Below are 21553 nucleotides of genomic sequence, written 5' to 3' on the forward strand. Positions count from 1 at the left end.
GCCCTTTTGCAAAACTTTTTAAGCCCCCAGCCGCTATCGGATATTGGCAAGGCGGGCAAGGGACTGTCTGGAAAGCTCCCATATCTCGTCCAGCCGGGAGCGCAGGTCCTCGATGTCCGCCGCATAGACGCTCCCAGTCTCGTTCGCCCGTTTTGCGTACTGGTTCAGGTTGGTGCTGCACCGCTGGAGCAGGACAATGAGCTGGCGCACATCTACCAGGTCCAGCCTCACGCAGATACCGTCCAGAGCCATCTTGCGGACATAGGCGCTCATGTTCAGGATGCCGGCCTCCTCCATCTTGGAGCGGATGCGCTCCTTATCTTCGGGGGAGATACGCACCTTCAGTTCTTCCTCTTTCTTCATTCGCGCTCCAGCTCCTTTCCGGGCTTTTTGTCCGGGGGTATCTCCGCCGCCCGTTTTTTCAGGTCCTCCAGAACAGAGGGCCGTTCGCCCTCACCGACCTCCTCACTGACCTCCGCCTCATCCTGGGAGATGCTCTCGTCCATACTGAGGGCGGCGTCCAGCTCCGCAAGTCTCGCACTCTTTTCGGCAAGCTCCGCCTCCTGGGGGAAGGGCTTTGTCAATTCCACCTGTGCGGCGGCCTGCTGGTTCCGCAGGTTCTCCAACTGCTCCTGTCCCCGCTCCAGCCGTCCGGGGATACCGGCGAGGGCGTTGTCCAGCCGGGTCAGGTTGCCCCTTGCGTCCGTACCCAGGCTGACGTGGTGGCTCATTTCACCCTTCATCGTGATCTGGAACTGCTTCTCAAAGGTGTTGTAGGAAAGCTCCATCTGAAAGCCCCGGTAGCTGCCGATGGGGATGCCCTCGGTGCTTTTGATCTCCTTGCACAGGGCAAGGATGGCGTCCCCGGCGTCCGCCTTTTCCGTGTAGTGTTTGCCGCCGACCTCCATCCCCACAAAGCCCTCCTCCGGGAGCGGGTGGGCCTCCACCGTTTTCATATCCGCCTCAAAGCCCCGGTTGCGGCTCTGCTGGGCCTCGATCTCGGCGGGGAAGTATTTCAGGAGCTGGTCCTCCAGCCGGAAGTGCTTGCTCTGGTAGTCGGCCCGGAGGACTTTCAGCTTCGCCACATCCACGTCAAGGTCCATCTTTTCCCGGATCAGCGGATTGCCGGCGCACAGGGCCTTGATCTCCGCATAGGAGAGCGCCTGCTCGTCCACATCGTCACAGCTTCGGACGGGCGATTTGCTCGTCATGATCTGCGAGATGAATTTCTGTTTGTTTTCCAGCGTCTGATAGAGGTAGGCGTCAAAGGTCCCCTCGGTCACATACTGGAAAATCTGCACCTGTTTGTTGCGGTTGCCCTGCCGGATAATGCGCCCGTTGCGCTGGGTCATGTCAGCGGGACGCCAGCCCACATCCAGGTGGTGGACCGCCACAAGACGGTCCTGCACATTGGTCCCGGCGCCCATCTTCTGGGTGGAGCCGAGCAGGACGCGCACCTCCCCGGTCCGCACCTTGCCGAACAGCTCCTTCTTCTTCGCCTCGGTGTCGGCGTCATGGATAAAGGCGATCTCCTCACGGGGGACGCCAGCCGCTACCAGTTTGTCCCGGATGTCCTCATAGACATTGAACGTGCCGTCCCCCTTGGGCGTGGAGAGGTCGCAGAACAATAACTGGGTCAGCTTGTCCGCCTGCCCCTCCTCCCAGATGCGGAGGACATTCTGGACGCAGGCGTTCAGCTTGCTGCTGGGGTCATCGGGCAGGAGCGGGTTCATCAGCCGCTGGTCGAGGCCGATCTTACGTCCGTCCGAGGTGATCTTGAGCATATTGTCAACCGAGGGGTCTATATTCCCACTGTGGACAGCGGCGGCCCGTTCGGACAGGTCCGCCACCATCTCCTTCTGTATCTCCGAGGGCTGCACCACTACGGTCTCAAACTTTGCCTCCGGCACAGGGAGGCGGAGCTGGTCGGCGGTCTTGATGTCGGCCACCTCTTTGAACATATTCATCAGCTCCGGGAGGTTGAAGAACTTGGCAAACCTTGTCCGGGCGCGGTAGCCGGTCCCCTCCGGGGCCAGCTCAATGGCCGTAGTGGTCTCGCCAAAGGTGGAGGCCCACTGGTCGAAATGGGTCAGCCCCTTCTGCCGGAGCGTACCATGCTGCAGATAGCGCATCATGGTATAAAGCTCTGTCATACTGTTCGACACGGGCGTTCCCGTGGCAAAGACCGTACCCTTCCCGCCGGTCAGCTCGTCCATATACTGGCACTTCATGAACATATCCGAGGACTTCTGCGCCTCGGAGGTGGAAAGCCCCGCCACATTCCGCATTTTCGTGTAAAGGAACAAATTCTTAAAAGCGTGTGCCTCGTCCACAAAGAGCCGATCCACGCCAAGCTGCTCAAAGGTTATCACATCGTCCTTGCGTTCGGCGGCTTGCAGCTTCTCCATCCTCGCCTCCAGAGAGCGGCGGGTCTTTTCCAACTGCTTGATGGTGAAGCTCTCGCCCCGCATGGCCTTCATCTCGGAAATGGCGTCGGTGATCTCGTCTATCTGCTCCTGCAAGATGCGCTCCTGCCGCTCGGCGGATATGGGTATCTTCTCGAACTGGCTGTGGCCGATGATAACGCCGTCATAGTCCCCGGTCGCTATCCTCGCACAGAATTTCTTGCGGTTGGCCGTCTCAAAATCCTTTTTAGTAGCCACCAGTATCTTCGCGCTGGGATAGAGCCGCAGGAACTCGCTGGCCCACTGGAGGGTCAGGTGGTTCGGCACAACAAAGAGGGACTTCTGGCACAGCCCCAGCCGCTTCGCCTCCATAGCGGAGGCCGCCATCTCAAAGGTCTTGCCCGCGCCCACTTCGTGCGCCAGCAGGGTGTTCCCGCCGTAAAGCACATGGGCGATGGCCCCCCGCTGGTGTTCCCGCAGGGTGATGTCCGGGTTCATGCCGCCCAGGACGATGTGGCTGCCGTCATACTCACGGGGGCGGGTGCTATTAAACAGCTCGTTGTAGGTCCTGACTAAATCTTCCCGCCGCCTGGGGTCACGCCACACCCAATCCCGGAAAGCGTCCTTGATGGCCTGCTGCTTCTGCTGGGCGAGGGTGGTCTCCTTCTTGTTCAGCACCCGCTTCTGTTTCCCGTCCGCGTCCTCAATGGTGTCGTAGATGCGGACATCCCGGAGGTTCAGGGTGTCCTCCAAAATGCGGTAGGCGCTGGCCCGGTCTGTGCCGTAGGTCATATACGCCATGACATCGTGCCGCCCTGTGGCGTTCTTGCCCGTGACCTGCCACTCCGCGGTGGAGGGTGAATATTTCACCTGTACCGCGTTCCGAAGCCGCCACGGGGTATCAAAGGTCTCCTCCATGAACTGCTGGATATAGTCCTTGTCGATCCAGGTGGCGCCCAGACGCACATCGATCTCAGAAGCATCCAGGTCTTTGGGCTGCGCCTGTTCCAGCGCCGCCATATTGACTGCGTAGGCTGGATCGGTGGCCGCCGCCATCCTCGCCACCATCAGCTTGTCCCGGACATTGCCGGAGAGGTAATCGTCCGCGGTATGCCAGCCCCGGAGGGGGTCGTCCGCCACAGCCTCACGGGGGTCACGGAAGATCACGCCTTGCAGCTCCTCGGCGATGCGCCCGTACTCACCGGGCGTCCCCAGCAGCTCGGACATGAACCGCAGATCGACCCTGCCCCGTTCCCCGATGGAGACCGCCAGCGCCTCGCTGGGCGTGTCCACGCTGGTGATATGGCGTTCCGGGCGGATGGTCCTTTTTGTGAACATATCCGCCTTGCTCTCCAGCCGCCCGTCCTCGTCGATGTTCTCCAGGGAGCAGAGCAGATAGTAGGAGGAGTCCTCGTCAAAGACCCTCGCGTTGGCGCTGGAATTGATGGTCCCGAACTTTGCGTAAAAGGCGTCATAGGCGGCGTTCAGCTCCGCCTGCTTCGCCTGGATGTCCCCGTCCGGGTAGTCCTCAAGCTGGTACTGGATCAGGTCGTTCACGAGCTGCCGCAGGCCGATCATCCCGGCCACGCGCCCCTTTGCCGTGTCGCTCAGCTCCACAGGCTTCATGACGCTGTTCTCCCGGAAATAGACCTCCCCGTCCACCAGGGCATAGGAGAAGTTCTTCACATCCGGGTCGGCAGGGATAGCGCCCCGTTCGGCGGCCTCGTCCGCGATGTCCGCCTCGTCCCGCTCCACCGCCTGATAGCTGCCGTGGATATGGGAGACAGCCTCCCGGAGCTGTTCCGCAAGGTCGGCGCCGGGGGTGGGGGCAACGGTACATTCCTCCCGCCCGTACTGTGTGCTTTCGGTGGTCAGCTCGCCCAGCACCATCTCAGGATGGTATACAAAATAGCTGTTGAGGGTAAGGCCCTCCGGGGTCTGCCCCAGGTGTACCCAGTCCGGCTCGATGTCGATGGGGCGGTCCCGCTTTTGCAGGAACAGGATGTCCGAGACTACCTCCGTCCCGGCATTGGCCTTGAATGCGTTGTTGGGCAGGCGCACCGCCCCCAGCAACTCCGCCCGCTGTGCGATATACTTCCGGGCATCAGGGCTTTTGGCGTCCATCGTGTAGCGGCTGGTGACAAGGGCCACCACGCCGCCCGGACGCACCTGGTCGATGGCCTTGGCAAAGAAATAGTTGTGGATGGAGAAGCCCAGCCTGTTGTAGGGCTTGTCGTTCACTTTATAGTCACCAAAGGGGACATTCCCGACACAGAGGTCGAAGAAGTCCCGCCTGTCGGTGGTCTGGAAACCGGCCACCTTGATGTCCGCCTCCGGGTACAGCTTCTGGGCGATGCGCCCGGTGATGGAGTCCAGTTCCACACCGTAGAGGCGGCTGCCCTGCATGGACTCCGGGAGCAGTCCGAAGAAATTGCCCACGCCCATCGAAGGTTCCAAGATGTTGCCCGTCTGGAAGCCCATCCGCTCCACAGCGTCATAGATGGACTTGATGACGGTGGGGCTGGTGTAGTGGGCGTTGAGGGTGGACGCTCTGGCGGCAGCGTATTCCTCCGGGGAGAGGGCGGCATACAGTTCCCTGAACTCGCCTGCCCAGCTATCTTTTTTCTCGTCAAAGGCATCCGCCAGACCGCCCCAGCCCACATAGCGGGATAGGACCTCCTGCTCCTCTGGCGTGGCGTCCCTGCCGTCGAACTCCAGCTCATGCAGGAGGTTGATGGCGTCCATGTTGGCCCGGAACTTCGCTTTGGGTCCGCCCTCGCCCAGATGGTCGTCCGTAATGCGGAAATTGCGGGCGGCGGGCTGTTGGGTCTGCTCCGGCTGTCCGTGTTCCGGCTCCCCGAAATGCAGCCGTTCAACGACCACATCAAAGGGCAGGCCGTTCTTATCGCCGGGATAGATGGTCTCGGCGGTGGCGGTGACTTCCGGCTTCGGGCCAACCTGGTCTGAAGCTGGCCTTACATCTAACTTGTGCGCGTTTTGCGCCCAAGTTGGGTCTGGGTGGAGAACTGATTGGACCTGTTCCCGCAGTCCGGGGGTATCTTTCAGTTCGGCCCCGTCAATGAACGCATACGCCTCGTCCCATGTCTTGAAGGAGGTAGGATACCCGCCTGTCAGGTCTCCAGCGCGGAAGATAAGGGGGTCCAGGGCGGTATTGGAAAGCGGGTCATAGAAAAATCCTGCCGTCTGCATGGCATCCACGATACGCCGCTGTCCAGGCTCCAATGCGGCAATGGCCGTTTGCGTCTGACGCTGGTAGTCCGCCGCCCATTTTTCAACATCCGCAAAAGAATCTTCTTCCCTCTGTGCGGAAAGGATATGCTCGACCGCATCCCGGTCGGCCTCCGCAAAGCTGAATGTGACATCGCCGTTCTCATGGACGAACCGCGCCGTGGAGATGCCGGCCTCGCCCATCTGCTCCTCCAGGACGGGGGCCTCCTCCGCCGTGATCTTCACCCGGTAATTGGGGGTCGTGACCTCGATCTTCGCACCGGGCAGGAATGCGTTGTTCCTGACATCCGCCCAGAGCATCCGCTCCAGCCTCTCCTTGCTCTCAGCGCGGAGGACGGGATAGGCCAGCGTCGGGTCACGGAGCTGGACATCGAACAGGCCGATCTCCTCCACGATATAAGCCGTGTCCTCCAGATAGACGGTATCGCCCACCTGATAGGTCGGCTCCTGCGGTGCGGCAGTGCTTTTTGCATCGGTCCCAGGTGCGGCAGGGGTAATATCCTTCCCGGCTCCTTCATGGGCCATGCCCTCCGGCGTTTGCCCCGCTTCTGTGCCGGGAATAGGCTCCTCCATGACCCTCTCGGCCTTGGGGCGGTGTGAGCGGAGCGCCGTCTCCGCCTCCTCAAAGGTAGCGAAACCGCCAGCCGTAGCTATAGCAAAACGGCGCTGTTCATCGTAGCCGTAGTGGTTGTAGAACTGCCCGTTGGGGTACTGCTGGATGACGATAGCCTCATCGCCGCTGCGGTAGCTGGCGGCAGTCTGCACTGCTTCTTTCGGCTGGGCGTCCCGGATGTGTCCAGTCCGCAGGCTATGCTCGAACATCTCCCGGTCCATGAACACCTGGTCCCGCCCCGGCTCGTCAGGGTAGACATAGAACACATCCCCATCCGTGATGCTCGTCAGGACGATCTCCTTTGTACCGTCCTCGGAATAGATGGTGAACGGGTCCCCGATGCCATATTTCAGGGGCGGCAGCTTTGCCTCCTCCGTTTTGAGCCAGTCGGCGGCCTCCCGCCTTGCGACATCCTCCTTGACCTGGAGCAGATAGTCCTCGGCCTGCCACTCGCTGGTGAACTCCTCGGAGACGCCCTCCGGGTCAACATATATCTCATCCCGGATGTCATCCCAGACGGCATAGCCGCCCTCGGTCTCGATCAGGAAGAACCGCTCCGGGGCGGCATAGTTGCTGCCGTCCGCCATCCGCGCCGCCTGTGTCAGCATCTCGCTTGTGCGGTCGGGCGGGTCCGGCAGTTCCGGGGCGGCGGTCATGGCCTCATAGGTCTCGTCCAGCAGGGACTGGTGGAGACGACTGCGGTACTCCGGCACATCGAAATACAGCCGCATGAAGCCCGTGTCCTGGATGGTGAGCGCCGCCTGTTCGATGGCCTTGCCGCCCTCCACATAGGCGGTCTCTTTGTCGTTGTTGTCACAAGCGTTCCGATACGCCGTGTCCCGCAGGAGGGCGTCCCGGATGACAGGGTAATACCGCTCATAGATGTCTGCCGGGGTAGGGGGAAAACCGTGTCCGGGAGCAGGGAGAGGGACGGCGCCGAACTCGGCGTAATTCTTCTCAAGGGCGGCATACCGCTGTTTGTCCGGGCCGCTCAGATACTGGCCGTTCTGGATGAGCGCGCCGAGCCGCTTCTCGACCTCGGACCAGCGCAGGCGCACCTCTGCGTTGTGGCTGGCGTCACGGATCACCAGTCCCTGAGGGCGGGTCTGCACACCGCCCCGGCTGCCATCGGAAAATTGCCAGCTCTGCCCACTGTTGGTCCCATACTCGCCTTTCAGATACTCCACACGCTCATCTGGCGTGTTCTCCTGCGAATAAAGGGCAGCGATACGCAGTTTGCCGCCGTCATAGGGGGAACCGTGGCGGAGGATGCGCTCGATCTCCGCGTCAGGAATAGAAAAAGCGGGGGCGGGAGCCTCTGCCGGGGCCTGTTCCTCTTTTTTGGGCATAGCAAAGGCGGAGGGCTTTTCGCTCTCCGCCTGTCGGTCTATCATTGAGATCTGTTCCATCTCGGAGGGGAACAGCCCCTCCAGCGTCAGTTGTTGATAAGTTCCGCCATCACGATCTCCTCCGCCTGCGCTTTCAGTGCGTTCATGTGCCGCACCCAGTCCATCTGCCGGGTCTTTTTGTCCGGCGCCGGGTCCGCCGCCAGCAGTTCCTCCATCAACTGCTTCATCCGGGCGGTGGCCGTCTCCTGCACCTCCCACAGGTGCGGGAACAGCTTCCCGGTCAGCGTCAGGTGGTTGTAGAGGAGCTTGTTGTTCTCCTCCAGGTACGCCCTCCGCATCCTGCCGTACTTGCCCAGCAGACGGTCCTCCATTTCCTCCAACTGGATGTCCGGGATCAGGTAATCCCCGGCCTTCGTGTAAGTCAGTTCTGTCATTTTTCCGGCTCCTTTCCTCCGCTTGTTCGATCTGTTTCGTCCTCTCGTAGGTTCGGATGGCCCGTTCCACTTCACGGAAAACCTGGGAGGATGCCTCGCTGACCGCCGCACCCAGCACATTGGACGCCGCCTGGGTATTGAAGTCGAACACGTCCATGAAATCTTCCGGCTCAAAACAGCTCTCCGGGTCCTCCACACAGCGGGAGCAGAGCATATACTTGATGCTGGTCTCCGCCGCCCTCCGAAAGGACACCCCTATGTTGAACTCATCATACCCGTAGAGGAAGGAATCGTCAACGATGCCGAGGATGCTGTCCTTGTTCTCCTCCCAATATTCAGCGGCGAGGCGGGAGGCGATGCCCCCGATCTGCTCCTCCAGCCCCGCGCCGGCCCCCACGCCGTAGGCCCGTTCCAGCACATCCTGCACAGCGGGGACATATTCCTCACGCATGGACCAGAGGTTGACCGGGCGGGAGTTCTCCCTCTCCCCGGTGTCCGACACATCGAACACATAGCGCAGCTTCGGGCGGCTGCCCGTGTTGTCCACCAGGGCGATGCCCTTGGAGCCGCGGCGCACATAGCGGCGCATGGTCTTGTTCCAGAGGTCATACTCGGCGCAGGCCGTGGCGTCCGGGCGCTGCTTGTAGATCATGAGCTGCTCATTGTAGGGGTATTTGTAGAGCCGGGCCGCAGTGGTAAGGAAGGCTGTCCACTGCTCCCGGCTCCCGGTCACTTGTCTGGCGGCTTCTTCCGCCATCTGGGTGTAGTAGGCGGCTTTCGAGGGGAACGGTACGACCGCCGCCCCGTCCGCCTGTAAGGGTTCATTCAATGCCATAGGTTGCCTCCGTTTCTTTCAGATTTGTGTGCTTGGGTCAGATGTCCGGGTACAGGTCCAGGCTGTCAAATTCCGTGTCCGTCATGCCCTCTAGCTTTTCCAGGACACTTTTGGAGAGACGGCCCAGCCGCCGCTCCGAGGGCGTAAGCTGGAGGCGCATGGCCTCCAGCTCCGCCACCAGCCCCGCCCGCGTGCCGGGGTTGTAGAGCATCATCATAATACGCTCATCCCGTGTAAAGTCCTTCATCTCTCGTCCCGTCCGGCCTGCTTCTGGGGCGGCCTGCGCTTTGTCTGCTCCGCGCCGGAAAGGGCTTTCAGCGCGTCCAGGACAGAGTGCCGCTCCGTTTCAGGCTCATCCTTTCTCCCGTTGTTGATGATCCCATCAATGGAGTTGTAGTCGTCCTCCATCGCCATCTCAGCGTTCTTCAGGTAGTTCTCCCGCAGGGCGAAGTTTTCCAGCTCCTTAAAGCCGATGGAATCCACATAGTGGCAGGATACCACGCCGCCCACCTTCAAGGCCACGATGTCGCTGACCGACAGGCTGTGTCCCCGGAAATCCTCCGGGCGGGCGGTGTTGAACTGCACATAGAACGCCTCCAGCTGCGCCATCACCGCCTCCGGCGTATCGGGCACCTTGGGCAGCTCCCCGTGGTAGACCACCTCGTAGTGGTCGATGTCCGGCTCCTTGCCCTGTCGCTGGAGGCTGGCATAGGACTCGAACCGCTCATAGAGGGTGTCGTCTGTCCGCCGCAGCTGTAAGATGGCGTAGGAGTCGGTGGCGCTCTCCAGAAACGCCGCCAGGTGGCCGGGGGCCTCGTCCACGCCGTTCACCTCGTCCCATTTCCTGATGTCAGACATTCTGTTCCTCCTTCCTCAAAAAAGGCAGGCCGTTCTCCTTTGCGTCCTGCCTCTGCCGCTGTCTGCGTTCCTCGCTGTACGGTGGGCGGATGCCCACGCACCGCTTGGGGACCTGATAGGTCACGGACCGCCCCGGCCCGGAACGCTCCAGAACATAGTCCTCCGGGAATCGCTGGGAAAGCTCCCGGAGCTTATTGATGAGCCTTGCGTCATGGGTGTAGACCTCCGCCGTGTCCAGCTCATTGTCCCACAGGATGATGGTCTCCTGCTCCGCAAGGGTCAGCTTCTGGCGGCTCATAAGCTGGCCTCGTCCCGCTTCTTCGCCGGGGCGGGGGCGGGGTGTTCCTTTGCGCTGGACTTCAGGGCGGAAAGCTGGCCCAGGACGGACTCCCGCTTCTCGTCCTGCGCCTCCTGTTCCTGCATAGCCGCCTTGTCCATGAGCATCCCGTAATCGGTGGGCGTCATGGAGCGGCGCTCCAGTTTGTTATCAAAAAGGACCATATCCCGCACCTCGTTGATGGAGCAGCCCACGACCTCCAGTTCGCCGCTCTTGGTCTCGTTGAATTTCTCATCGTACAGATGGTAGTCCCAATGGCCCGCCCCACACTCCACGGCGAGATAGGCGTTCCAGCCGATCTTCCACGCCGCCTGCTCCGCATCCAGCTCTGGCTCCGGGCGGCAGACGCCCCCGCCACGCTCCAGCACCTCGGCGAACTGGCAGATATGGTAGACCTCGCTCCCGACATAGGTGTGGTAGTCGTCGATATACTCGCACTTGGCGGAGAAGGTCCTGTCCGGGTACTCCACCTGGATCGTACCGCCGTCCGGGATGCGGAACTGCTCCTCATAGCCGCTGTTGATGAAGCGGATGTCATCCTTCGGCAGTGTCTCCGGCTCCCAGACGGAGCGGCGGCGGATGTCCGAATCGCGGAAATCTTTCAGGGAGGTCAGGCCCACCTGCGCCACATCGCTGCCACCCAGCGGCCCGCTTTGCAGCCCCGCCTCTCCGATAGCGGCTGCCCGCGCCGCCGCAAGATGGTCGTGGGTGGGGTCGATACCGTCCAGCACATCGTCCAGGCTGATCTTGCCCTCGGCGGTCTTTTCTTTGGTCTGCTTGTCGAACACAGTGTACTCAAAGTCCCCGCCCTGGACCTCTTTCAGGTGGAGCAGGGAGGAACGGTCAACAAGGTACACGCCTTCCTGTTTTCCCTGCGACTCCATTTCCATCTGGACAGCCTCCTGCACAGCCTGTTCCATACTTAAAGTGGCCGCCCGGTCCTCGATGCTCTCCCGGACTACATCCATATGCCCGGTATCGACCATCTTGGAGAAGGTCTTGTAGATGTCCGCCATCGTGTCCGGGGAGGCCAGCAGCGCCCTCGCCTGATCGTCAGGCAGTTCCAGCGCCCCGATCTCCATCAGGATGTCCTCCCGCACCGCATACTCGACAGCGTGGTTCAAGATATCGGCGGGCGGCTGGTCCACCAGCCATGCCCTGAACTTGTCCTGCTCCGCCGACGCTTTCTCATACAGTTTGCTGCTCAGTTCCGTATCAGCCATTCTATCAGTCCTCCTGTCTCAAAATTTTGACCCATCTTGTTTTCATCTGGCGGGGATACTGCCCGCTGTCCCTGGGCCTACGCCTGCCCGTCCACTCCAAGCCCCCGGCAGGCCCCTCACACACGAAGCCGGAGGCTTTCAGGGACGCGCCGCACTCGCTGTCCAGGATATAGGTGATGATCCTCTTGTAGCCCATCGCCCGCGCCGCCCGGACCGCTGCGCCATAGAGCATACTGCAAGCGTTCCTCGCCCCATCGGTGCAGAGGCGGTTGACCTCCAGCGTGTAGCCATCGTCCAGGAAACGGCTCACCGGGCGGCCGCAGATGGCAACGCCGGCGAGCCGCCCGTCCTCCTGGACGCCGATGGAGAACTTGTGTCCCACCGTGGGCTTGTGGTGGCGGTGGTGCCGGCGCGCGAACTCGTTCGCCTCCCGCAGGGAGACGGGGACCAGCGACAGCATATCACTCACCGCCCACGGCGTCACGGATGCCCTGCATGATATACGCCACACAGGGTACGGCCACGCTGTTGCCGAGCATCTGGTAACGCTTCGTGTCGCTGATGGCCCTGCCGTCCGCGCCGGCCTCCGTCCAGCCGTCCGGGTAGCCCTGCAAACGCTCCGCCTCGGTGGGGGTGAGCCTCCTCACGCAAAGCCCGGTGCGGACGGGGTTCTGGTAGTTCAGCGAGTAGCCGCCTGATGCCGCCTTTGCCAGCAGTGTGCCGCTGACCTCATCCGTCTCCCGGAGGTTGCGGCAGTCCACGGCGGCGGCCTCCGGCCCGTCAGCGCCCTCCACCACGGCCATGCCGCCCTGATTGCAGCAGGGGTTCCCGCCGTTCAGGTCCAGCGTCCGGGAGGTATCTGCCTCATAGAAGCCACTTTGGGGATTGTCCGAGAGCATCCCGCCAGAGTGGTAGGCGCCGATGACATAGGCTTTCATCACGGCGCTCTGCTGGCCCGCCAGAAGGGTGGGGGCGGTCTCCTCCTGGAAGCCGATGCTCCCGGACTGGCTGCCGGCCTTGTGCTTGAAGCCCGCGCTCACCACGCAGAAGTCCAGCTCGTTCCCCTGTCCGGCAGGGCGGGAAAGCCCCGCGCCGGAGGCACAGAGCGTCCCGGCGATCTGGGGGTGGGTCACAATGGGCTGTTCATGCCCCGCCACCAGCGTGGGCGACTTCTCCTCCATAATCTCGGCGTTAGACTGCCCGGTCGCCATGCACAGCGGAGCCGTGACAACATGGGGGCTGCCCGCCCCGCAGAGGGTGGGCTGGACGGGCTTCAGGGTGGAGCGGTTCGTCTTGCTGGTGATCTGCTGGAGGTCGAAGCCAGCGGCCACAGTGGGCGGCTGCTCATCCTGCCCGGTCGCCATGCAGACGGCGTGGCGGTCGATGGTGTTGAGGGTGAAGGACACATTCTCGTTGATACCATCCCCCTGCGGCCCGTTCCCGTCCGCCCTGCCGATCATGGAGCCTTGGATGGCGTATGCGGTGATGGGCAGATTGCCGTGGGTCTGGCTGCGGAGGGTGGGCGATACGCCGCCCTTCTCCACACTGAGGGAATCTCCGCCCTGGTCGTTCAGTATCTCCACCGCATTTTTCGGCGCAAAGAGGTATTGGTCGTTCCCGGTCGCCAGAGTGCCGCTCTTTTCTATCTGGAGCAGAGGCCCCTTGCCGCCGCCCTCACAGCCGCAGCGGATACGCATGGAGATGGCGGGGACCGCCGCTCCCATGCCATCCGGCATCTCGATCACGCCGTTGCGCCCGGTGGACATCCCGCAGTTCGTCCCCAGCGTGGCCGCCACATGGCCGGTCATCTGGGCATTGTAGCCGTCTATCCCCGCGCCTGCTGTTCCAGCGCCGCTTTGAGCATAGGCGGCAGGTCCTTGCCGCGGCGTTCCGCCCGCCGCAAAATACCCTGACAGGCTTTTGGGGACAAAGAGTATTTCTCCGCTGCGTTCGCCTCTAAAATCTGCGACAAGAAAGATACGCCTGCGCCGCTGTGCTGTTCCGAAATATTGGGCGTCGTACACGCACCAAGCGAGGTCAACGCCTCGGCCTCGTACCATCCCGGCGTTCGCCCACTGTCCAGAACGAGGCATTGGAACTTCGGTTTCTGCGAACGCTTCAAGCACAGCCTTAAAGTCACGCCGTCCAGAGGACGACAGAGCGCCGGGGACGTTTTCCCACAGCGCGAATCTCGGGTATTCTCCATTGGTAGCCTCCTGCATCTCTCTGATGATCCTGATGGCCTCCAGAAAGAGGCCGCTCCGCTCCCCCGCAAGTCCGAGCCGCTTGCCCGATGCCACGCTCAGGTCCTGGCAGGGGGAGCCGAAGGTGATGATGTCCACGGGCGGCAGCTTGCCGCCGTCGAGTTTCGTGATGTCCCCCATGTGTTCCATCTCCGGGAAGTGCTTCTTCGTCACGGAGACGCACTCAGGGACGATCTCGCTGGCCCAGAGGGCGCGAATCCCATAAAAAGAGGCGGCATAGGGGAAACCTCCTATGCCGTCGAACAGGGAACCGAGTGTAAGCTGCCCTCTATTCAATTCTTCTTTCCTCCGCTTTTCTTCCCGCTGTTGTCGAACTCCATCTGGAACTTCGCCCGGCCGTCCTCCTCGGTGGTGAGCAGGACATCGGCGTTGTAGGTCTTGCCCGTCCGCTGGCTCTTGCAGTCCTTCAGCTTGATGCGCCCCTCCTTCACCAGCTTCTCGGCCATGCCAGCGGTCAGGTGCTTGCCGATCTTCTTGAAGTAGGCGTTGTCCTTCCAGAGGACGAAGCGGCACTGCGTCGTCACAAACTCCACTCCGCTGCGCCCGCCTTGCGGCGAGCATCCGCTCCGTTCCGTTGCTCCTCCTTCTCCCACAAAATCTGACGATTTTGTGGGAACCCTATGAGTGCAAAACCAGCCCTTGTCACGCTCCGCCACGTCCGCCCCGCAGTGGGGGCAGCTCCCGATCACCTTGCTGTTACCCGGCATCTTGATCTCCACTCCTTTCACTGTCTCATAGTTCTTCACGAGGTCCGTCACCATCCCGGCGATCTCCCGCATGAAATCGTCAGGCGCATAGCCGCCCTTCTCAATGCCCAGCAGCTTCTCCTCCCACTCCGCCGTCATGGAGGGGGACTGTATCTGTTCCGGCACTACGGCGGCCAGGGCGCGGCCCTTGTCCGTAGGGACCAGCGCCTTGGCCTTCTTGTCCCCCTTGCGCTCCACAAAGCCCTTCTGCACCAGCTTCTCGATGATGGCGGCGCGGGTAGCAGGGGTTCCGATGCCCTTGCGCTCCACATCTTCGGGCATCTCCTCGGCCCCGGCTGTCTCCATGCTCTGGAGGAGGGTGTCCTCCGTGAACCGTTTGGGGGGCGTTGTCTTGCCCTCTTTCAACTCCACCCTGGCGAGGGGCAGCTCCGCATTCTCCGAAAGGGCGGGGATGGGCGGCGCATCGTCCCCGTCCTTCTCCCCGTCAGCGGCGGAGACATACGCCCGCCAGCCGGGGTCCGCGACCGTCTTGCCCTTGGACTTGAACTGGTGTCCGGCGCACTCCAGTGTGACGGTGGTCTCCGAGTAGCGGCAGGGGTCGCCCACGGCGCAGACGAGGCGCAGGGCGATCAGGTCCAGCACCGCCAGCTCCCCGGAGGGCAGGGCGGCGAGGTCGGCGGACTCCAGCGTTTTCGTGGGGATGATGGCGTGGTGGTCGCTGACCTTTTTCCCGTTGATGACCTGAGCGGCGTTCACGGGGACGGGGGCGTCCGGGGAGATGTCCCGCTTTTTCTGCACCATTTCCACCAGCCCCGGCAGCATCCCCGCCATGTCCTCCGTGAGGTAGCGGCTGTCCGTCCGGGGGTAGGTGACGAGTTTCTTCTCATAGAGGCTCTGGGTGTAGTCCAGGGTCTGCTGCGCCGTATATCCCAACTGGCGGTTGGCGTCCCGCTGAAGGGAGGTCAGGTCATAAAGCGCCGGGGGCTTCTCCGTCCGGTCCTTACGCTCCGACTTTACCACGGTGGCTGTACCAGCCCTGCGGCACTCCTCCGCCACCTTCTCCGCCTCGGTCTTTTCCTTCATACGCTCTCCGTTCGCCGCAAAGCCCTCCGGCACAAGCTGGACCGTGTAGAACGGCTCGGACTGAAAGCCGCTGATCGCCGCCTCCCGTCCGCAGACCATCGCCAGCGTGGGCGTCATCACCCGGCCCACATTGAGGGTGGGGCCGTACTTGCATGAGAAAAGCCGGGTGGCGTTGATGCCGACGATCCAGTCGGCGCGCTCCCGGCACAGGGCAGCCTCATACAAGGCGTCGTATTCCGTTCCCGGTCTCAGGCGGGCGAAGCCCTCCCGGATGGCAGCGTCCTCCATAGAGGAGATCCAGAGCCGCTCAAAGGGCTTTTTGCACTTGCACTGGTGGTAGACCAGCCGAAAGATCAGCTCGCCCTCCCGTCCGGCGTCGGTGGCCTCCACGATGGAGGCGACATCCTCCCGGCCCATCAGCCCCTTCAAAATCTGGAACTGCTTCTTGGTGGACGGGGACACCTGGTACCGCCACTTCTCCGGCAGGATGGGCAGGTCCTCCAGCCGCCACTTGGCGTAGGTCTCACCGTAAGCCTCCGGCTGGGCCAGCTCCACCAGATGGCCCACGCACCAGCTCACGATATACCCGCCGCCCTCCAGATAGCCGTCACACCGCTTCGAGGCGCCCAGCACCTTGCCGATGCTCTGCGCCACTGAGGGCTTCTCGCAGATCACTAACTTGCTCATAGGCAGTTGCTCCTTTCTGAAAAAATCAACTGTTTTCGCCCGATTTTGGGCATCAAAAAAAGCGGGCAAAGATGTGTGATCCTTGTCCGCTTTACGGTTTTTATAAAGTTTTGCCCGCCGCCTGTTTCAGGAAAGGTTCTCCCGGAGGAATTTGTGCGACAGGAGGGAGAGGTAGGCTTCGCCCAGTTCCATGATAAAGTCCGGGGTGATGGACCAGAACGGGGAGCGGTGCAGATTGTCAAAGGCCATCTTGAGGACGGCATACAATGCCGGGTCTTCCAGCCCAAGACGCTGTTTCAGCCCCGCCTCCGCATCGGCCCACTCCGTCACGCCGCCGACCTCCCTTGTAGCCATGACATACACGAGGATCAGCGACATACATTTCTTCGAGTCCGGGTCTGCCGGGGACAGCATACGGTAGAGCCGCCCGACCTCCTCCCGGACATCCGCCAGCGTCAGGGACGTGTACTCGCTCAGGATGGAATCGGCCATGATGTCAGCCACAGCCTCCCGCCAGACCGCGTACCCGGCGTTCATCATGCCATCCTCCGCCCCGCTGCCCATGCAGTAGCGGTCAAAAAAGCCGCCGCCCTCGATCTCGTTCTCACAGCAGAACAGGTGGGATATTTCATGGAGGAAAACACGGTGCAGCTCCGGCAGGGGGAAGTCGATGTCTGCGCGTATCATCACGCCGTACTGCCCCTTGCCCCAAAAAGCCTGTGCCGCAAAGGTCTGGAAATAGCCCTCCGCCTTGTAGTCCTCGTCCAGGTTCTTCGGAAAATGCTCCCGGCAGAACTGCTCATAGACATCCAGCCCGTTTTCCGGGGTGAAGAACGCAAGGACGGTGTTGTCCCTTGTGATGCCGGAGTCAAGGGCTTCGTTGAAGAAGTCCAGGGCGTCATAAAAGATGTCCCTCAGTTCCTGCTCCGTGTAGCGGCCCATATCCGCACCTCCTACTCCAGTTCTTCCCAGGGTTCCAGTCCCATCTCCTCCCAGGTGACGCCATAGGGGGCGCCCCCGGAGGTGTACCCGGCGATATAAAAGAAGCGGCCGTCCTGCTCCGGCAAGCTCTGCTGCTCCTGCGCCGCCAGCCTCGCCTTTTTCCGTTTCCGGGCGGCCCGCTTGATCGCCAGCTTCTCCGCCTCGGTTTTCTTCACCCTGGGCTTCGGCGGCTCCGGGAGGCCGTTCTTCTCGATCCGCTCCGTAAATCTGGCCTGTTTTTTCAGGAAAACATCATGGACGGTCTCATAGGACAGCCCCAGCCCACGGCCTTGTATCTTGGTAAAGGCCGCCTTTGCCAGCTTCTCCAGTTCCGCACCGGCGGGCATCTGCCCATGCTCCTTGTAATGGGCGCAGACCACGCCGAACATGACCTCGGATAATTTCTGTTTCTGTTTTGCTTTCAGGTCTTTCCATTCCCTTGCGCCCACGCCATCACCTCCCGGACATTACTGCACCCATTGTAACATGGATGCGGCATATCCGCCATAGGCATTTGGGAAGCCGGCCAGATAAATGACCATCAGCCACAGGCAGATCATCAGGAGGACCAGAAGTTCAAGAAACCTTCGGGGGTCAATACGCATAGCCGCACCTCCTGTTCTACAAAAGGGTTTGCGGCTGGTCTCAGCCGCCAGCCGCAGACTGTTCCATCAGATACAGATGGCTCCGCTTAGACCGGCTCATCGTCCGACCCGTCAAAGCCATCCTCGTCCTCATCGTCAAGCCCAATGTCCTCCGGGAGGCCGTAGTCCTCGTCATCATCCAGATAATCCGCGTCCGGGTCGGGCTTTGCCTGTTCCTTCTTCCCGCCGCCCTTGAAGAACTTCGTGTAGGCGAAGAAGCCGCCTCCGCCCAGCAGTGCCAGCACAAGAAGCAGGGCGGGCAGGGGGTTCGCTTTGGGCGCGGGCTTTTCCTCGTCCGGCTTGTCCTCCCCATCCTCCGGCTCCTGGGTCTCGGCGGGCGGCTGGACCTCCGGCTCAGGCTTGGTGTACTTTGCCGCTTCCTCCTCGTCCATCAGGGCCAGCAGGTCCGCCTCGTCCACCAGGTTCAGGAAGTGGACGGTCTGCTCCCCCTCGTCATCCCGGTCGATGATGAGGTAGAAGGTATTCCCGGCCTTTGTCACCAGCGTGATGAACTGCTTGCCGGAGCCGTCCGCATGGGCCTCGTCATAATCGTCCACCAGCGTCAGGTTGCCGTCCGGGGTGAGGGCGGTGGAGGGAGGCTCTGCCGTGTCGGTATTGCCCATGCTCATCATCAGCAGGAGCATCATCAGGGTGTCCTCGTCAAAGCCGCTGCCGGGGTCAGGCGCATCCTGCCCGTCCTCCTCAGACGGGGCGGCGGGGGCCTCCTGTTCCGTCACATCCAGATAGTCCTTGTAGACATACCCGGTGGCCTCCGGGATCACGACCTGATACCAGTCGCCGTCCTCGCCAACGACTTCCACCTCGGTCCCCCGGAGCAGATGCCCGATCACGGAATGCTCCAGGCCGGAGCCGGAGCGGAGGTTCAGGTAGGTGTCGCTGCGGACATTAACTGTGCCAACGGTGACGGCCTCCGGCTCAGTCTCCGGCTCGGTATCGGGGGCGGTATCGGTGTCCCCACCGGCCTCGCCGCCCATCAGGGCGGCCATGATCTGCTCCATGCCCTGGGCGGAAAAGGTGATCTTCCCATCCTCACCGATGCTCACGCCCTCCGGCAGGACGACCTTTGTGCCAAGGGTAACGCCGTCAGGCAGGGCGGGGCTGCCGTCCTCCGAAGCGACCCCGGCAGTCTCATCCGTTTCAGCGGGGGCAGTCTCCACGGCCTCCGTCTCTGTGGCCCCGCTGGTGGGGGCCGGGGCGCCCTCCGTCGCAAAGCAGACGGCGGAGAGGTTCCCCATCATCAGAACGCCAGCCAGAAGGCCGGCGATCATGCTCTTAAATTTCATCCTGTTCATCCTCCTTGATCTCAGAAGTGTTGTTGTCACGGCCAGCCTGCATCCCCGGCGCGCCCGCACCCGGCATGGCAGCCGGGGCGGGGAACAGCCCGCCTTGCAGGGCTTTCAGGACCTCCGCAAGCTGGTCCGGGGTCAGGTTCTGCGCCCGCACCATCTCATGGATCTCCGTGTTCTCCTGCTGGATATACTTCTGGCAAAGTTCCTTGTAGCGGGCGTCCCACTGGTCGCGCTTCTCCTTTGCGCGGTCCCGGTCGGCCCCGATCCTGTCCAGTTTCTCGCTCATTTTTGCTCCTTTCACCTGATGCGCCCGAAGCATAGGAAGTGGTTCTGCCAATAGTTACTCTCGGTGCTGGCGTAGGAGATGGGATTTCCGCAGTGGATCATCATCCCATCGCCCACATAGATGCCCACATGGGTGGCGTCGCTGGGGTCCGGGGCGTCGTAGGTGTGGTGGAAGAAGATCAGGTCTCCCGGTTTCGCCTGGTCGGGCGGGATGATGTCGCATATCCCTTTCAGTCCCTTGGCCCCCAGCCTCCCCACGCTCCAGCCGTTGCCGCTGTGGTTGATGACCCACGACACGAAGCCGGAACAGTCAAAGGAAGTGGACGGGTTGGAACCACCCCACACATAGGGGTAGCCCAGATACTTCTCCGCCTCGGTTATCATCCTGCGGAATCTCTCATCGGTCAGCGCCTCGCCGGGGATGTCATAGTCCGTGTACTCACCCCCGGACACGCCGTACACATCCTCCCCGAACAGCTCCGAACGGTTGCCGCTGGTGGTCATCAGCACATCATAGCGGTCAGCCTGCTCCGTCGTCAGCCCGGAGGCCCGGATCACCGCCCCCAGCCCCTTGTTGGTCAGCTTCACATTGAGGATATGATAGTTGTACGGCACTTCCACGTCGTAGTCGTTGCCCTCGCTGTCCGTCCGGGTCTCTGTGCGGTAGCGCACCTCCACCTCCGGCGTGAGGGTGAGGGTGTACTGCTGGGCGAACAGGCTTTGCAGGGTGCTTTGGACCTCCGCCCTGGTGTAGTCCTCGAACAGGACGGTCAGGTAGGAGGCCAGCTCATAGGGGTTGTGGCCGATCTCCGCCAGGTCGTAGCGGTACTCGTCATAGCCGGGGTGGGTGCTTTCGATATTGCTTATCTGGTGATTGAGGGCAGTCTCCAGAGCGGAATAGTCCGCATCTGCTCCGATGATGTCAGCGTCCTCTGCCGTGTAGGAGGTCCCCAGCACCGCGTTCCCGCTCCCGGCGAACATGGCGGTGCAGGATGAGAACATCCCGGCGATGAGCATGATGAGCAGCCCCAGGACACCAGCGATAAGGATGGCTTTGGGATGCTCCTTTACAAACTCAATCCCTTTATCCACCAGTGACTTCGTTCCCTCGGTGGCCTTTTTTCCGCCCTTCGCCGCCCCGGAAGCCCCGGCTTTGCCGCTGGCCTTGGCCTCCATATACCGCTTTTTCAGTTCCTGCTTCTGCCGCCACTTGGAGATGGGATTGGAGGAATGGTTGGGGGAATTGTGGCGCTCCCGCTGGTACAGGGCCTCCACATTGGCGCTGTCCGACTTCCGCTCCAGCCTCGCCGCCTTGTCGTACTGTTTCAGCTTGTGGCTGTAATGGCGGTTGTTCACGACGTTCCCGGCGTTCCGCACCGTGGACTCCCCGCTTTGCAGGGCGTCCGCGCCGGAGTTGCCCTCACCGTCATCGTCCGACCGGCCCACGGCATCCCGGACGGTGTTCCTTGCCGCGTAGAGGGCAGCGGCGGGGGCGTTCACCGCCGCCCGGCCACCCGCCCCCGGCTTCTGGGCGGTGACTTCTGTCACCTCGATACGGAGCTTGCCCCTTGCGGCTATGGTGGACTGCGGCGACCGGCGCAGCTTGTCCGAGAGCCGCTCCGCGGTGGCCTCCACCTTGCCGCTTCTGGCGGTGGTGCGGGGTTTCCTTTTGGATGGGGCTTTCTCCTTTTCCCGGTCCGCCTTGGAGGACTGCCGGGACTGGTGGAGCTTATCCGAGAGCCGCTCGTCCACGGCCTCCGCCCTGCCACTGTCACGGATGATACGCACACGCCTCTTGGTCGGGAGCTTCTCATTCGCCCGGTCCGCTTTATCGGCGGCCTTGTCCGCCTTTTTCGCCGCCCTGCGGATGTCCCGGTCAGAAAGCTCATCCTCCGTAAAATGGAGGCGGCGCGCCTTATCAGCCATTGTCCACCTCCCGCTTCCTGACCTCCGTCAGCTTGGTCGTCATGATCTTGTAGAGTTCCAGGTCGGTGGGGAAACGGTCCACGAAGGGCAGGATGACATTGCCGAAAAACAGCAGCCCCTCACCCTCGCCGGAGTGGGTCACATAGGAGAGCTGGTGGGGCGAAATGTTGAGCTGCTTCGCCAGGATGGCGCGGTCCCCCGCCGCCTGGTTGAGCATGATGATGAAGTCGCTGTTCTATAGTGATAGGTAAGCCCCTGATATCATCTCAGGCTTTTCCCCCACTTCACACCGTGCATGCGACTTTCACCGCACACGGCGTTCCATCGGTTAGTAGATTTCGTTGTCTAAACAATCAAACCTGT

At 61.9% G+C, this 21553-nt stretch carries 16 protein-coding genes and 1 pseudogene; all 17 read right to left on the reverse strand.

Annotated features, from left to right (window positions below; genetic code table 11):
• Positions 1–33: 33 nt before the first annotated feature.
• Complete coding sequence (locus FYJ39_RS06530; RefSeq protein ID WP_074661594.1) at positions 34–363, reverse strand: plasmid mobilization protein; 330 nt, start codon at positions 361–363, stop codon at positions 34–36.
• Positions 360–7676: a DEAD/DEAH box helicase family protein gene (locus FYJ39_RS06535; protein ID WP_154471678.1), complete on the reverse strand. Its 7317-nt coding sequence runs from the start codon at positions 7674–7676 to the stop codon at positions 360–362. Before FYJ39_RS06535 ends, FYJ39_RS06530 begins: the two co-directional genes overlap by 4 nt.
• A 26-nt stretch (positions 7677–7702) precedes the next feature.
• Complete coding sequence (locus FYJ39_RS06540; protein WP_328597525.1) at positions 7703–8170, reverse strand: TnpV protein; 468 nt, start codon at positions 8168–8170, stop codon at positions 7703–7705.
• A gap of 752 nt (positions 8171–8922) precedes the next feature.
• Entirely contained in the window at positions 8923–9132 is a 210-nt protein-coding gene (locus FYJ39_RS06550) for a transposon-transfer assisting family protein (RefSeq protein WP_074661589.1), read from the reverse strand.
• Positions 9129–9743, reverse strand: a complete 615-nt coding sequence (locus tag FYJ39_RS06555; protein WP_074661587.1) for a YodL domain-containing protein — start codon at positions 9741–9743, stop codon at positions 9129–9131. Before FYJ39_RS06555 ends, FYJ39_RS06550 begins: the two co-directional genes overlap by 4 nt.
• Positions 9736–10041 (reverse strand): immunoglobulin, encoded by a 306-nt coding sequence (locus FYJ39_RS06560; protein WP_074661585.1) that lies wholly within the window; start codon positions 10039–10041, stop codon positions 9736–9738. Before FYJ39_RS06560 ends, FYJ39_RS06555 begins: the two co-directional genes overlap by 8 nt.
• Complete coding sequence (locus FYJ39_RS06565) at positions 10038–11303, reverse strand: DUF3848 domain-containing protein (protein ID WP_081352010.1); 1266 nt, start codon at positions 11301–11303, stop codon at positions 10038–10040. Before FYJ39_RS06565 ends, FYJ39_RS06560 begins: the two co-directional genes overlap by 4 nt.
• A gap of 4 nt (positions 11304–11307) precedes the next feature.
• A complete protein-coding gene (locus FYJ39_RS06570) occupies positions 11308–11763 on the reverse strand; it encodes an XF1762 family protein (protein WP_074661582.1) in 456 nt (151 codons plus the stop codon).
• Position 11764: 1 nt separating this feature from the next.
• Positions 11765–13843, reverse strand: a complete 2079-nt coding sequence (locus tag FYJ39_RS20850; RefSeq protein WP_235919751.1) for a DNA cytosine methyltransferase — start codon at positions 13841–13843, stop codon at positions 11765–11767.
• Positions 13840–16044, reverse strand: coding sequence for a DNA topoisomerase 3 (locus tag FYJ39_RS06585; RefSeq protein WP_074661580.1), 2205 nt, complete (start codon positions 16042–16044; stop codon positions 13840–13842). The genes FYJ39_RS20850 and FYJ39_RS06585 overlap by 4 nt, the downstream gene beginning before the upstream one ends.
• A gap of 126 nt (positions 16045–16170) precedes the next feature.
• Positions 16171–16986 (reverse strand): hypothetical protein, encoded by an 816-nt coding sequence (locus FYJ39_RS06590; protein ID WP_074661577.1) that lies wholly within the window; start codon positions 16984–16986, stop codon positions 16171–16173.
• Between the two features lie 11 nt (positions 16987–16997).
• Positions 16998–17474 (reverse strand): hypothetical protein, encoded by a 477-nt coding sequence (locus FYJ39_RS20855; protein ID WP_235388155.1) that lies wholly within the window; start codon positions 17472–17474, stop codon positions 16998–17000.
• A gap of 18 nt (positions 17475–17492) precedes the next feature.
• The gene (locus FYJ39_RS06600; RefSeq protein WP_154465345.1) at positions 17493–17630 is read right to left on the reverse strand and encodes a hypothetical protein; all 138 of its coding nucleotides are present in this window, start codon (positions 17628–17630) and stop codon (positions 17493–17495) included.
• Between the two features lie 86 nt (positions 17631–17716).
• A complete protein-coding gene (locus FYJ39_RS21480; RefSeq protein ID WP_074661574.1) occupies positions 17717–18973 on the reverse strand; it encodes a CD1107 family mobile element protein in 1257 nt (418 codons plus the stop codon).
• Complete coding sequence (locus FYJ39_RS06610) at positions 18963–19265, reverse strand: DUF4315 family protein (RefSeq protein ID WP_074661572.1); 303 nt, start codon at positions 19263–19265, stop codon at positions 18963–18965. The genes FYJ39_RS21480 and FYJ39_RS06610 overlap by 11 nt, the downstream gene beginning before the upstream one ends.
• A gap of 11 nt (positions 19266–19276) precedes the next feature.
• Positions 19277–21190: a C40 family peptidase gene (locus FYJ39_RS06615; protein ID WP_074661569.1), complete on the reverse strand. Its 1914-nt coding sequence runs from the start codon at positions 21188–21190 to the stop codon at positions 19277–19279.
• A pseudogene (locus FYJ39_RS06620) lies at positions 21183–21425 on the reverse strand (hypothetical protein); the annotation flags it as partial. The pseudogene FYJ39_RS06620 and the gene FYJ39_RS06615, both read right to left, overlap by 8 nt.
• Positions 21426–21553: the final 128 nt, after the last annotated feature.

It is taken from the genome of Clostridium porci, assembly GCF_009696375.1.
Lineage (GTDB): Bacteria > Bacillota > Clostridia > Lachnospirales > Lachnospiraceae > Enterocloster > Enterocloster porci.